The organism is Peribacillus sp. QJM3NY_7, assembly GCF_056173225.1.
Genome location: NZ_CM149663.1, coordinates 3,509,757 through 3,521,909 on the forward strand (window position 1 = coordinate 3,509,757; position 12,153 = coordinate 3,521,909).

General features: G+C 41.5%; 14 protein-coding genes. 5 read left to right on the forward strand and 9 right to left on the reverse strand.

Annotated elements, in window-relative coordinates:
* Positions 1 to 148: 148 nt before the first annotated feature.
* The 7 genes from AC0VX1_RS16750 to spoIIM all read right to left on the reverse strand — a co-directional run bounded on the left by AC0VX1_RS16750 (position 149) and on the right by spoIIM (position 6,344).
* Complete coding sequence (locus AC0VX1_RS16750; RefSeq protein WP_057278759.1) at positions 149 to 1,453, reverse strand: pyrimidine-nucleoside phosphorylase; 1,305 nt, start codon at positions 1,451 to 1,453, stop codon at positions 149 to 151.
* Between the two features lie 66 nt (positions 1,454 to 1,519).
* Positions 1,520 to 2,332: a purine-nucleoside phosphorylase gene (locus AC0VX1_RS16755; RefSeq protein WP_106026856.1), complete on the reverse strand. Its 813-nt coding sequence runs from the start codon at positions 2,330 to 2,332 to the stop codon at positions 1,520 to 1,522.
* Positions 2,333 to 3,535 carry a phosphopentomutase gene (gene deoB, locus AC0VX1_RS16760; RefSeq protein WP_063575716.1) on the reverse strand — a complete coding sequence of 401 codons (1,203 nt, stop codon included), beginning with the start codon at positions 3,533 to 3,535 and terminating at the stop codon, positions 2,333 to 2,335.
* 296 nt (positions 3,536 to 3,831) lie between these two features.
* On the reverse strand, positions 3,832 to 4,725 hold the full coding sequence (gene xerD / locus AC0VX1_RS16765; protein WP_034308151.1) for a site-specific tyrosine recombinase XerD: 894 nt from the start codon (positions 4,723 to 4,725) through the stop codon (positions 3,832 to 3,834).
* A 5-nt stretch (positions 4,726 to 4,730) separates the two neighbouring features.
* Positions 4,731 to 4,958: a YqzK family protein gene (locus tag AC0VX1_RS16770; RefSeq protein ID WP_034308153.1), complete on the reverse strand. Its 228-nt coding sequence runs from the start codon at positions 4,956 to 4,958 to the stop codon at positions 4,731 to 4,733.
* Between the two features lie 169 nt (positions 4,959 to 5,127).
* The gene (fur, locus tag AC0VX1_RS16775; protein WP_034311309.1) at positions 5,128 to 5,577 is read right to left on the reverse strand and encodes a ferric iron uptake transcriptional regulator; all 450 of its coding nucleotides are present in this window, start codon (positions 5,575 to 5,577) and stop codon (positions 5,128 to 5,130) included.
* Between the two features lie 119 nt (positions 5,578 to 5,696).
* Complete coding sequence (gene spoIIM, locus AC0VX1_RS16780) at positions 5,697 to 6,344, reverse strand: stage II sporulation protein M (RefSeq protein WP_057278761.1); 648 nt, start codon at positions 6,342 to 6,344, stop codon at positions 5,697 to 5,699.
* 139 nt (positions 6,345 to 6,483) lie between these two features.
* Between spoIIM and AC0VX1_RS16785 the strand changes: the two genes are divergently transcribed.
* Complete coding sequence (locus tag AC0VX1_RS16785) at positions 6,484 to 7,047, forward strand: GNAT family N-acetyltransferase (protein WP_057278762.1); 564 nt, start codon at positions 6,484 to 6,486, stop codon at positions 7,045 to 7,047.
* A 67-nt stretch (positions 7,048 to 7,114) separates the two neighbouring features.
* Positions 7,115 to 8,457, forward strand: a protein-coding gene (locus AC0VX1_RS16790; RefSeq protein ID WP_475468012.1) for an IS3 family transposase whose coding sequence is annotated in 2 segments (ribosomal slippage) — positions 7,115 to 7,556 and positions 7,556 to 8,457 — 1,344 coding nt in all. Because the reading frame shifts where the segments join, the coding sequence is not laid out codon by codon here.
* Between the two features lie 61 nt (positions 8,458 to 8,518).
* Here AC0VX1_RS16790 and AC0VX1_RS16795 read toward each other — a convergent pair.
* Together AC0VX1_RS16795 and AC0VX1_RS16800 are read right to left on the reverse strand one after the other, a co-directional pair.
* Positions 8,519 to 9,700, reverse strand: a complete 1,182-nt coding sequence (locus tag AC0VX1_RS16795; RefSeq protein WP_475468014.1) for an endonuclease Q family protein — start codon at positions 9,698 to 9,700, stop codon at positions 8,519 to 8,521.
* Entirely contained in the window at positions 9,701 to 10,252 is a 552-nt protein-coding gene (locus AC0VX1_RS16800) for an NUDIX hydrolase (protein ID WP_034308163.1), read from the reverse strand.
* A 75-nt stretch (positions 10,253 to 10,327) separates the two neighbouring features.
* On the opposite strand from AC0VX1_RS16800, the gene mciZ reads away from it, so the two are divergent.
* The 3 genes from mciZ to AC0VX1_RS16815 all read left to right on the forward strand — a co-directional run bounded on the left by mciZ (position 10,328) and on the right by AC0VX1_RS16815 (position 12,119).
* Positions 10,328 to 10,489, forward strand: coding sequence for a Z-ring formation inhibitor MciZ (gene mciZ, locus AC0VX1_RS16805; RefSeq protein WP_082854579.1), 162 nt, complete (start codon positions 10,328 to 10,330; stop codon positions 10,487 to 10,489).
* Positions 10,490 to 10,545: 56 nt separating this feature from the next.
* The gene (locus AC0VX1_RS16810; protein ID WP_057278764.1) at positions 10,546 to 11,454 is read left to right on the forward strand and encodes an aldo/keto reductase; all 909 of its coding nucleotides are present in this window, start codon (positions 10,546 to 10,548) and stop codon (positions 11,452 to 11,454) included.
* Positions 11,455 to 11,693: 239 nt separating this feature from the next.
* Positions 11,694 to 12,119: an Ohr family peroxiredoxin gene (locus AC0VX1_RS16815; protein ID WP_034308168.1), complete on the forward strand. Its 426-nt coding sequence runs from the start codon at positions 11,694 to 11,696 to the stop codon at positions 12,117 to 12,119.
* Positions 12,120 to 12,153: the final 34 nt, after the last annotated feature.

Below are 12,153 nucleotides of genomic sequence, written 5' to 3' on the forward strand. Positions count from 1 at the left end.
AATAAAGATGAATTTTGAACATATACTGGATATAGGGTAACAAAGTGAACCAAATTAAAAGAGGATGCGCATGGGCATCCTCTTTTAATAATTCAATGGGATAAACGTAAAAAGGCCGCTCAAAAGCGCGGCCTTTTTTGGGAAATGTTTATTCCATGATCTCTTTATAGATCAATGTAGGTTTTTCTATTTTCTCTTTTGAAATCGCAATGCTTTCATACAATTTTTCTTTCACCTTTGAAACATCTTCGAAATTGCTGTAAATCGTCACAAGTGATTCACCTTTTGCCACGGTTTCCCCGATTTTTTTACGAAGTACCAGTCCGACGGCCAAATCAATCTCTGATTCTTTTGTCGCCCGCCCGGCGCCCAACAGCATGGCTGCCGTTCCTACTTCATCAGCGATGATTTCCGATACATATCCGTCCTCTTTCGCTTCCAGCTCGAAAGTATGAGCAGCCTGCGGTAGTTTTTCCGGCTGATCTACAACCGAACCATCGCCTCCCTGCGCTTCCAGGAAAATCTTGAATGAGTTAAGTGCAGAACCATCCTTGATCGCATTTTCCAGCAAGGTTCTTGCTTCTTCCAGCGAGTTTGCCTTTTTGGCAAGGTATACCATATGGCTTCCCAGTGTTAAAGAAAGTTCCGTTAAATCTTCCGGTCCCTCTCCTTTAAGCGTATCGATGGCTTCCTTCACTTCTAAAGCATTTCCGATTGCGTAACCTAACGGTTGGCTCATATCGGAAATGACAGCCATCGTGTTTCGTCCCACGTTGTTTCCGATGCTAACCATTGCATGCGCCAATTCTTCGGAATCTTCGAGAGTTTTCATGAAAGCGCCCGCTCCCGTTTTAACATCAAGTACGATTGCATCAGCACCAGCGGCGATTTTCTTACTCATGATCGAGCCAGCAATCAAACCGATACTGTTAACGGTACCCGTAACATCGCGCAATGCATATAACTTTTTGTCGGCCGGAGTCAGGTTACCGCTTTGCCCAATGACAGCTATCTTATTTTTATTGACAAGTCTGATGAACTCGTCATTTTCTATTTCGACATGAAATCCTTTTACAGACTCCAACTTATCGATCGTCCCGCCTGTATGGCCAAGACCGCGTCCTGACATCTTTGCCACTGGAACCCCAACAGCAGCAACCAATGGTCCAAGCACTAGAGTTGTGGTATCACCCACACCGCCTGTTGAATGTTTATCGACCTTAATTCCTTCAATCATCGATAAATCTATTTGATCTCCCGATTCGACCATTGCCATGGTTAGATCAGCACGTTCCTGCTCATTCATGCCTTTAAAATAAACAGCCATTGACCAAGCGCTCATTTGGTAATCCGGAATCGATCCATCGGTAAACCCATTGATGATGAACTGTATTTCTTCTGTAGTAAGAGCCTTTCCATCACGCTTTTTCTCGATTAAGTCTACCATTCTCATATTAGAATCCCCACTTTTTAAAGACACCGATTTTCTTTAGGTGTACTTGTATTTTTTTGGTTCGTTTTATATGTCTTTAACGATTTGCTTAACAAATTCAAGAAAACTGCTTTTCACTTTTTCAGTCGTTTCAATTACCTCTTCATGTGACAAAGGCTGATCCAGAATGCCTGCGGCCATATTGGTAAGGCATGAGATTCCGAGCACCTTCATTCCGCTATGCCTTGCTACGATAACTTCCGGGACTGTCGACATACCAACTGCATCCCCGCCAAGGATCCTTGCCATTTTCACTTCTGCCGGTGTCTCATAGGTCGGTCCTGTATTACCGATATAGACACCTTCTTTAATATCCAATCCTAGTGAAGCTGCTATTTTTTTTGCTTGCGCCCGAAGGTCTTTATTATAAGCTTCCGACATATCAGGGAATCTAGGGCCGAAACGCTCTTCATTAGGACCAATCAATGGGTTTGCCCCCATTAAATTAATATGATCCGTAATGAGCATCAAGTCACCTGGTTGATAGCTTTCATTAACGCTTCCGGCAGCATTCGTTACGATTAACTGTTCAACACCAAGAAGTTTCATTACACGGACAGGGAAAGTGACCTTCTCCATGGAGTAACCCTCATAAAAGTGGAAACGTCCTTGCATCGCGACAACCTTTTTGCCACTTAATTGTCCAATGACAAGCTGTCCAGCGTGTCCTTCAACAGTCGATACTGGGAATTCCGGGATTTCGTGGTAAGGAATCGTTATCGGATTTTCAATTTCATCCGCCAATACTCCAAGTCCGGAACCAAGAATCAGTCCTATCTCCGGAGAGCCTTCAATTTTACTTTTTATGAATGACGCAGCTGTCTCTATTTTATTAAACATCTATTTATTCTCCCCTAAATTTAGATCGCCCAATATACTTTTTCCGAAGGCAGGCATTTTCACATCAAAATTAGCAGCGACCGTCGCCCCAATATCTGCAAATGTATCTCTTATCGGGAGTTCGGCACCTTCTGTAAATCGTTTGGAATAGACTAACAATGGTACATATTCACGTGTGTGATCAGTTCCTTCATGGACCGGATCATTCCCGTGATCGGCAGTGATGATCAATAAATCATCCTCTTTCAGTTTATCAAGGACTTCAGGCATCCGGGCATCGAATTCTTCCAATGCCTTTCCGTATCCCTCTGGGTCGCGGCGGTGACCGTATAAAGCATCGAAGTCGACTAGATTAAGGAAACTTAACCCTTTGAAATCCTGTTCTACCGTTTGGATTAATTTATCCATTCCATCCATATTGGATACGGTCCTTAATGATTCAGTGACACCTTCCCCATCAAAGATATCCGAGATCTTCCCGATTGCAAGGACATCATATCCGGAATCTTTCAATTCATCCATTACTGTCCGGTCAAACGGTTTCAATGCATAATCATGACGGTTAGGCGTTCTTTTGAAGTTGCCTGGTTCACCAGTGAACGGTCTGGCAATAACGCGTCCAACCTTGAACTCATCAGCCATTGTCACTTCACGGGCAATTTCACAAATCTTGTATAATTCGTCTATCGGGACGATATCTTCATGTGCAGCAATCTGTAATACGGAATCAGCTGATGTATATACAATCAGCGCACCCGTTTTCATATGTTCCTCGCCAAGCCTCTCAATGATTTCCGTGCCGCTTGCCGGGACATTCCCAATAATTCCCCGACCCATTTTCGCCTCGAGTTCATTGACTAATAATTCCGGGAAACCATCTGGAAATACACGGAATGGAGTCGATATATTCAACCCCATGATTTCCCAATGTCCAGTCATCGTATCTTTTCCTGTAGAGGCTTCCTTCATTTTCGTATAGTATGCGAGAGGTTGCTGGGCTTTTTCAATTCCCTTGATTTCACGGATATTGCCTAAACCCAATTTTGCGAGAGTCGGCATGTTCAATCCATTCATTTTTTCTGCGATATGGCCGAGTGTATCCGCACCTTTATCGCCGAATAAATCTGCATCAGGTGCTTCGCCAATCCCAACTGAATCCATAACTATTACAAATATTCGTTTAAATGCTGAATTCCCTTTCATGAGTCATTCCTCCTAAAATAGTAAATCACTTTTTATACTCTCTATAATACCCTTATTCTGCTCAGTTACTCTTCATTTAAATGAAATCGCAAGAACGTCAGAAGTCTGACCTCTCTACATTGTAAACGATTACCATGATGGAGACAAATAATATATTTCGGAATGAAACAAAGTGCCATAAGATGTGCGTTAGAATCATCAGCATCCCTTATAGCCGTCTCGCCGACACAGAAAAGGCTGCTCCTTCAACTGCCTTGCAGTTAAATTCACAACCTTTCTATCATTCTATTAATCCTTTAAGCTCGCGGATGGAATTTTGAATAGACATCCTTGATCCGTACGTTCGTAATATGTGTATAAATTTGAGTTGTCGAAATATCCGCATGACCAAGCATTTCTTGGACGGCACGTAAATCAGCCCCATTCATCAATAGATGTGTCGCGAAAGAATGTCTCAGTGTATGTGGTGTAATTTCTTTTTCAATTTGTGCGGATTTTACAAGTTTTTTTAGAATCTTCCAAAATCCCTGCCTTGTCAGCCTGTTTCCATGATGATTCAAAAAAAGCGAATCTGTCCTGTGCTTGGGGCTGGCCATTTTCCCCCGGGAACTTTCCAAATAATGTTCAATCGCACCCAATGCAGTTTGTCCAATCGGAATGATCCTCTCTTTATTTCCTTTCCCTACACAACGGACAAAACCCATCGATGCATGGACATCACTCACATCCATGGATATCAACTCACTGACACGCATACCCGTCGCATACATCAGTTCGAGCATTGCCTTATCGCGTAAGCCGAATTCATCCATTTTCTTCGGGGCTTCCAATAGTGCTTCAACCTCTTCCATGCTTAATACCTTTGGAAGGCTTCGTTCCGGTTTTGGCGTTTCTATATGTATGGACGGATCCTGATTTGTTACTCTTTCCCTTAGAAGAAATTGATGAAAAGACCGAATGGAAGCTATATGACGCGCCACCGTCTTCGATGACTTCCCTTGATCCTTTAACTGCACGAGAAAATGCAGGATGTTCACCCGCCGCGAATCATTCCAATCTTCAATGGTTTCAACATCTTTCAGAAAGCTCCAATATGATCTTAAGTCACGCTCATACGAGACGAGCGTATTCTTGGCAAGTCCTTTTTCAATGGTTAAAAAATGAATGAAATCCCTAATTTGATTCTCCATATTCATTACTCCCCGTTTAAATAAAACAACATTAGGCGTTCAAGCCATGCATCATCACCCGTATCAACAGCCTTCGATACTTTTACAGCCATGCCTTTCGGTTCATCATAACGATGATAACTTTGATATTCCTGATTTAACCATACCATTCCTATATAAAAAAGAACAGTGAAGCTAACAAAGAGAATCATCACTTTAGCCGTGTGCAAAATAAGCGATAATGATGTTTTCATCCTTTCCCCTCCCATTCGACCCTTTGTATCAATCTATGCCCAACAGGACAAGTTTTATACGTATTTCGGAAAGGAGAAAACAAAAACAGCTCTTACTTGAGAAAACCAGCTATTAAAATGCAGAAAACCTTCTCCATTATTAAATGGAAAAGGTCCGTCTTCATTCACCTTAATTTTCTTCTTTGTCATGACATCGATGACAAATGCCATGAAAGGTTAATCTATGGTCTTTTATCTTGAAGTTCCAGTCGCGTTCCACAATGTCTTCTACGTCTTCAAGTAGGTCTTCCTGGATTTCATCTACCGCACCACATTCAACACAAACAAGATGATGATGGAAATGCGCAGCTCCTTCTTGTCTTAAATCATAACGGGAAACCCCGTCTCCAAAGTTAATTTTATCTACTATTTTCAATTCAGTCAGCAACTCTAGCGTACGGTAAACTGTTGCCAATCCAATTTCCGGCGACTTTTCTTTGACAAGGAGGTAAACGTCTTCTGCGCTTAAATGATCCTCTTCATGCTCAAGTAAAACGCGGACGGTCGCTTCTCGCTGAGGCGTTAATTTGTAGCTGGACGAGTGTAACTGCTTTTTTATCCTATCAATTCTGTTTTCTATTTCCATACCTAATATTCCCTCCCGCGCCGCTATCTTATCCATTATATCAAAAGAGGGAAAACTGTCAAAATAGATTTCTTGTTAATGATAAAAAAATTTGCGGGAACGGTATATTTCCATCAATGACCCAATAAACTTACGACATTTTTCATTAAAGAAGGGGATAGGTACGCTTCAAATGCAGCAGCCGTAATCAAGAATAACCCTGACAAAACCAATGAGAAAATATACCGTGAAATTATCGGCTTCAGCGGCTCACGAATCTGCTTAAGGAAAATCCGGCTGATCATTTTCATGGATAGTGAAACGGCAAGGACGGTTATTACGATGAATATCGGGACGATGAATATATTTTGGGGCAGAATAGCGACAAACGATAATAAGAACCCGCTCCATCCCATTTGATTGACTAAAAAGCCGACCGTGAATCCAACGACCATCCCTTTTATAAATAACAAAACCAGGATGACAGGCAAACCGATGACCGATATTCCGAGAATCCAGATGACCCCGATATATTTTATATTATGCATAATACTTTGGCTGAACATATCATGCGAAGATGCAAATTCACCTTTGGATACTTGTCCGAAAAATTGCGATAAATAATAGAACAAGTCTTCCTTTTGGGTAAAGCTCAAACTATTCACCAATATTGCCCCAAAAATGACACCCATCAAAAAAAGCACAGTGATAAAGACATATAATGAGGAATGTTCGTTAATATGTTTCATTACGGCATTTTGTACGACAGATTTTTTTTTCATCTTTCATCCTCCCAACTCCGCTTACTAGAATCTATGTTTTCACTCTTTCATTTATGCTAAGAAAACTTTCCCCTTCAGCCGAACACATTGAACCTAATTTATGTTATAATTTTCCACATTAATGAGATGGAGGCAGGATATGAAAGCTATATTAATGGATTTTCCCGAAAGAATTGAAACCCCTCGATTATATCTAAGACCTTGTCAGCCTGGCGATGGCCTGGACCTTTACGAAGCCATTGTCCATTCTAAACCTGAATTGAAACAGTGGCTGCCGTTTGCCCATCAAGATGTTTCTTTGGAAACTTCTGAACAGAACGTCCTTAAGGCCTTTGCGGACTTTATTTTAAAAGAGGATATCAGACTCCATATTTATAGGAAAGAAGACGATCAATTCATCGGCTCCACTGGTCTGCACCGAATCAACTGGGATATTCCTAAATTCGAAATTGGCTATTGGATTGATACGAGATTCAGTAAACTGGGCTACATAACGGAGACAGTGGAAAAGTTAACTAAATTCGCCTTTTACCATTACGGTGCAAAACGGGTCGAAATCCGCTGTGACCCTAATAATATTGCCAGCAAACGGATTCCCGAGAAGCTGGGGTTCACCCTTGAAGGAATTTTGCGTAATGACTGCCTTAGTGCAGACGGCATGGAAGTGCGGGACACCTCCATTTATGCAAAAACAACAAATTAAAAAAGTCCTGACAGTGAACTGCACCCCAATTGTTAGACACCATCTAACAATTGGAGGTGCTTTTTTTATGACAAAATATTCATTAGAGTTGAAATTAAAAGCTGTCCTTGCTTATTTAGAAGGAATGGACTCATTCAGAACTGTAGCCAATCAATTTAATATCAGTTTGACTCCTTTAAAGCAATGGGTGGCGCATTATAAAGAACATGGGATAGAAGGGCTAATGTCCACCTATACAAATTATGATATTAGCTTTAAGATGGATGTACTAAACTATATGAACGATTTTGGAGTGTCTAGTACCCATGCAGCTGCTGTGTATAACATTGCTTCTCCTTCTACTATTACTAATTGGCTAAAGCAATTGGAGGAGTACGGAGTTGACGCTCTTGAAACGAAGAAAAAGGGGCGTCCATCCATGAAAAAAGAAACGAAGAAAAAACCAGTAGAAGGGTCATTAGAGGCATTACAGGCTGAAAATGAAAGATTACGTGCAGAGAATGCATATTTAAAAAAGTTGAGAGCCTTAGTTCAAGAAAGCGAAGCGTCCGAACGCAAAAAGCAAAAGTAGTACATGAACTAAGGGGAGATTTTAATTTAAAGCTACTTCTGTCAGTCGCAAATCTCTCAAGGAGTACCTATTATTATTGGATAAACGCCTTCGGGCGTCAGGATAAATACGAAGAAATAAAGCCAGTTATCCAGGAGATATTTCATACGAATAAAGGGAGATACGGGTATCGTCGCATTACATTGGAATTACGTAATAGAGGGATTTCATTGAACCATAAAACGGTCCTTCGATTGATGAAGGAGTTGGGACTAAAGTGTCTGGTCCGTATGAAGAAATACCGTTCATACAAAGGCAAGATTGGAAAGGTTGCGCCTAATATCCTCAATCGTAATTTTAAGGCAACAAAGCCAAATCAAAAATGGGTTACGGACGTAACTGAATTTCATTTACACGGTGAGAAATTGTATTTATCGCCCATTCTAGACTTATATAATGGAGAGATCATTGCTTACAATATCGAATCACGTCCTGTTTATCCCTTAGTCTCCAAGATGCTTGACCAAGCCTTTATACGATTGGAACCGAAAGATTCCCCCGTTCTCCATTCAGATCAGGGCTGGCATTACCAGATGAAACAATACTCACATGATTTGAAAAGACATAATATTATACAAAGCATGTCCCGCAAGGGAAATTGTCTTGATAATGCGGTCATTGAAAACTTCTTTGGCTTATTAAAATCCGAATTACTCTATCTTCATGAATTTGAAAGCATGGAGCATTTCAAACAAGAACTAGAAGAATATATCTATTACTACAATCATCAACGAATTAAGGTAAAATTAAAAGGCATGAGCCCAGTAGATTACCGGGTTCATGCCCTCAAGGCTGCCTAAGTAAATAAAGTGTCTAACTTTTTGGGTTCACTTCAACAGATCTCATCTGTCAGGACTTTTTTCAGGTTAATTCCTTTTTGACCTTTCCGTACTTTCCTCCGCCCCCCACTTCAAAAGAAAGCGTCCCTTTTCTGGCAGAATCGATGTAGACCGCCAATTTTTCAGGAACGATTTCCATTAGCTGTTCAAGCGTAACTTCATGAAGGATATTCATCTCTGTTCCAAATGCCACCAGCAGTTTTTCCATGGATTTAGGTCCGAGTCCCGGGATGAAGTCGAGTGGCACTTGATGGATATACGGCGGCCTTTCCTTTCCGTCTCTTCTGTCCATCCCGGAAACGGAGAGTTCTTCAATCCTGGCCGATACCCCTTTAATAATGGATTTATTACCACACTCAGGACATTGTTCACTATCCCTCAATACCTGATGTAAGCACCCTGAACATACGGTTTGATGATACTTTCCCAATAAGGGGTTCAATCCATAATTAACGGTCACCTTGCGATTCCCTGTTTCTTTAAGGGCTTTTGCCAGCTCATTGAAACTTGGTTCTTCAAGCAGGACTTTTTGATATTCACGAGCGATTTTCCCAAGCGAATGCGCATCGGAATTTGTTACGAATACATAGGAGTCCAACTCCTCGATATCCTTGACCATTTCTGTATCCGAACTTAAACCAAGCTCGATGGCATCAATTAGCTCCGGATCGAATACTTCAGTCAGACTGGATCGCACCCCTTTTCCATATAAGCTTTTAAATGGGGTGAAAACATGTGCCGGGATAAACAGGCCGCCCAGTGACTTCACGGTTTTTTGCAGCGTTCTTCCATCACAATAAATCCTTTGGGAGCTCAAGGTGATATTTTTAACATGTCCGCTCATCCATGAGGCGAATTCCTTCATCGCATTTAAAGTGGGAAAATAGGCGAGGACATGGATCGGTCCATTACAATTTTGATCATAAATTTCAATCTCCGAGCCCGGAATGATGGTTGTATTCTTGTATTGAAGTCCGCCTTCAGTCTTTTCCGTGATTTCGCCATCAAGAATCCCCGCTTCGATCTCTTCGATAATTTCAGGAGAATGACAATCGATTATCCCGATTAGATCAAGGCCCTTCCTTTCACTTGCCACTTGCAGCACATTGCTGAAGGTTAACGTTTTAGCACCTGTTATTTTCACGGCCCTTCCGCTTCTCGTTCTGCCTATATGGATATGCAGGTCAGCGTAATACTCTTTCATTTATGATGTCATCGCCTTTTTCAACTGCAAATACTGAACTGCATATGCCGTTTTGGCATCCTGGATCTTCCCTTCATCCATATAAGTTTGAGCTTCCTCCAGCGTGAGTTCAAGCATCTCGACAAATTCATCTTCATCCAGCGGTGCCGCATTTTCTTTCTTTTTCAAATTGTGGGCCACATACAGGTGGACCAATTCATCGGCGAAACCTGGGGATGTATAGAAGGATATGATATGCTCCATTTTTTCACATTCATAACCTGTCTCCTCTTCCAGCTCCCGTTTAGCCGACAGGACCGGTTCTTCGCCTTTTTCAAGCTTCCCTGCAGGAATTTCCACCAAGCTTCTCTCCAGCGCTTTACGGTACTGTTCAACCATGATGATTTTATTTTCTGACGTGAGAGCTATGACGGCAACCGCTCCCGGATGCTTGATTATTTCACGTTTACCCGTTTTCCCATCAGGAAGCTCTACATCATCCACTTGCAGGCTGATTACTTTTCCTGTGAAGATTTTTTCCGAAGACAGCGTTTTTTCTTCAAATTTTTTCATCGTGACCACTCCTCTGTTCTAATTGCAGCATGATTCCTCATACATTTTACCATAATAGAGATGGAGGGCGATTTAATGAAAGTTTACGTATTGGAAAAAAGCGTTACTTTATCCGGAAAGAGCTGGGAAATTATTCAAAAACTAAAGCAATTACAAAATCAATATGTTTATGTCAATGATTGGATTGCCGACATTCACGATCAGGTGCCACCCACTCCTTTAAAACGGATCAAGTGAATTCTTTGAGTGAAATGGATTTCTCCTTTACAATGAATGTAAAGGGAGTGGATAACATGAAAAAACGCAGACTAGGAAATTCTGACTTGCTAGTTTCTGAAATCGGGCTTGGATGCATGTCATTGGGGACTGTTGAAAATCAGGCATCCGAAATCATACAGGCCGCTTTAAATGAAGGAATCAATTATTTTGATACGGCCGATTTATATGATTTCGGTATGAATGAAGAAATCGTCGGAAAGAATTTAAAATCGGTCCGCGATAAGGTATACATAGCCACCAAGGTCGGAAACCGCTGGAATGAAAATAAAGATTCCTGGAGCTGGGATCCATCCGGCGCTCATATTAAAACGGCAGTAAAAGATAGCTTAAAGCGATTGAGGACTGATTATATTGACCTATATCAGTTACATGGCGGCACCCTTTCAGACAATATCGAAGAAACGGTAGAAGCATTTGAAGATTTAAAAAAAGAAGGCTATATCCGATATTATGGAATTTCCTCGATTCGTCCGAATGTCATCAAGGAATTCACTGAAAAGTCTGAGCTTGATTCCGTGATGATGCAGTTTAATCTGCTCGACCGCCGCCCAGAAGAGTGGCTGTCCCTTTTAGCCAACAAACAGATCAGCGTGATCGCCCGTGGGCCCCTTGCCAAAGGGCTGCTCAGTGAAAAAATGCTTGAAAAGGCAAATGAGGATGGATACCTTGACTATAGCTATCACGAACTTAAAGATTTGCTTCCGCAAATAAAGGACAAACTTTCCGATAGGAAGTTGAATGAAACGGCACTTCAATATGTCTTGTCCCATCAAAGCGTAGCTACCGTTGTTCCAGGAGCAAGCTCAGTACAGCAGCTACGTGATAACTGCCAAGCTGCCAACAGCCCTTCACTGTCCACAACCGAGTTGGATATCCTGAAGCGGTTGACCAAAGTGAACAAATATGAAAGTCACCGGAATTAAAAAAGAAATGTCAGGACAAACCTTTAGGCTGCTCTATCTCCGTTTAATCAACGGGATAGTCAGCCTTTTTCCGTTCCATCTTTTTTTCGCCTTCTTTACCAACTTCAAGTTTGCGATCATTCTAATTCCTTCCAAAACCCATTTAACGGTTTTAAACTTATCATTGGACATCCTAAAATTAATGTTGTACAATTCAGTTGCGCACAATCAAAAATAAAAAAGATAAGGGAGAAAAAATGATGACAAAAACATTATTTACAACGTCTGTAACAGTCGATGGCGGAAGAGAAGGAACGGCAATTTCTGCTGACGGCAACTTCACGGTTGATATTGCGATGCCTGGAACACCAAGGGCTAAACAGATGCCTGAAGCATCTAATCCGGAACAGCTTTTTGCAGCTGGATATGCTGCATGTTTTGATAGTGCTTTGCAATCAGTTGGTAAAATTGAACGCGTTTCTTTCGATTCAAAAGTCACCGCAAGCGTCAGTCTATTGATGGGTGAGATGCATCAGTACAGCTTGGCTATAACTTTGGCTGTGAAGGGATCCGGGGTCGACAAGGAGACATTCGAAACCCTTGTTCATAAAGCGCATCAAATGTGTCCTTATTCAAAAGCAATCAACGGCAATGTGGACGTCGCCTTTGAAATAGATGTAGATTAAATCCGACAAATAGACGCTTGGGGAACCCCAAGCG

Excerpts from the sequence above, each read along its gene's own strand:
- AC0VX1_RS16810 (WP_057278764.1), top strand. The coding sequence starts at position 10,546 with ATGAAAAAACGCAGACTAGGAAATTCTGACTTGCTAGTTTCTGAAATC.
- AC0VX1_RS16785 (WP_057278762.1), top strand. The coding sequence starts at position 6,484 with ATGAAAGCTATATTAATGGATTTTCCCGAAAGAATTGAAACCCCTCGA.
- deoB (WP_063575716.1), bottom strand. The coding sequence starts at position 3,535 with ATGAAAGGGAATTCAGCATTTAAACGAATATTTGTAATAGTTATGGAT.
- AC0VX1_RS16800 (WP_034308163.1), bottom strand. The coding sequence starts at position 10,252 with ATGAAAAAATTTGAAGAAAAAACGCTGTCTTCGGAAAAAATCTTCACA.
- AC0VX1_RS16755 (WP_106026856.1), bottom strand. The coding sequence starts at position 2,332 with ATGTTTAATAAAATAGAGACAGCTGCGTCATTCATAAAAAGTAAAATT.
- AC0VX1_RS16795 (WP_475468014.1), bottom strand. The coding sequence starts at position 9,700 with ATGAAAGAGTATTACGCTGACCTGCATATCCATATAGGCAGAACGAGA.
- AC0VX1_RS16770 (WP_034308153.1), bottom strand. The coding sequence starts at position 4,958 with ATGAAAACATCATTATCGCTTATTTTGCACACGGCTAAAGTGATGATT.
- mciZ (WP_082854579.1), top strand. The coding sequence starts at position 10,328 with ATGAAAGTTTACGTATTGGAAAAAAGCGTTACTTTATCCGGAAAGAGC.
- AC0VX1_RS16815 (WP_034308168.1), top strand. The coding sequence starts at position 11,694 with ATGACAAAAACATTATTTACAACGTCTGTAACAGTCGATGGCGGAAGA.
- spoIIM (WP_057278761.1), bottom strand. The coding sequence starts at position 6,344 with ATGAAAAAAAAATCTGTCGTACAAAATGCCGTAATGAAACATATTAAC.
- AC0VX1_RS16750 (WP_057278759.1), bottom strand. The coding sequence starts at position 1,453 with ATGAGAATGGTAGACTTAATCGAGAAAAAGCGTGATGGAAAGGCTCTT.
- xerD (WP_034308151.1), bottom strand. The coding sequence starts at position 4,725 with ATGGAGAATCAAATTAGGGATTTCATTCATTTTTTAACCATTGAAAAA.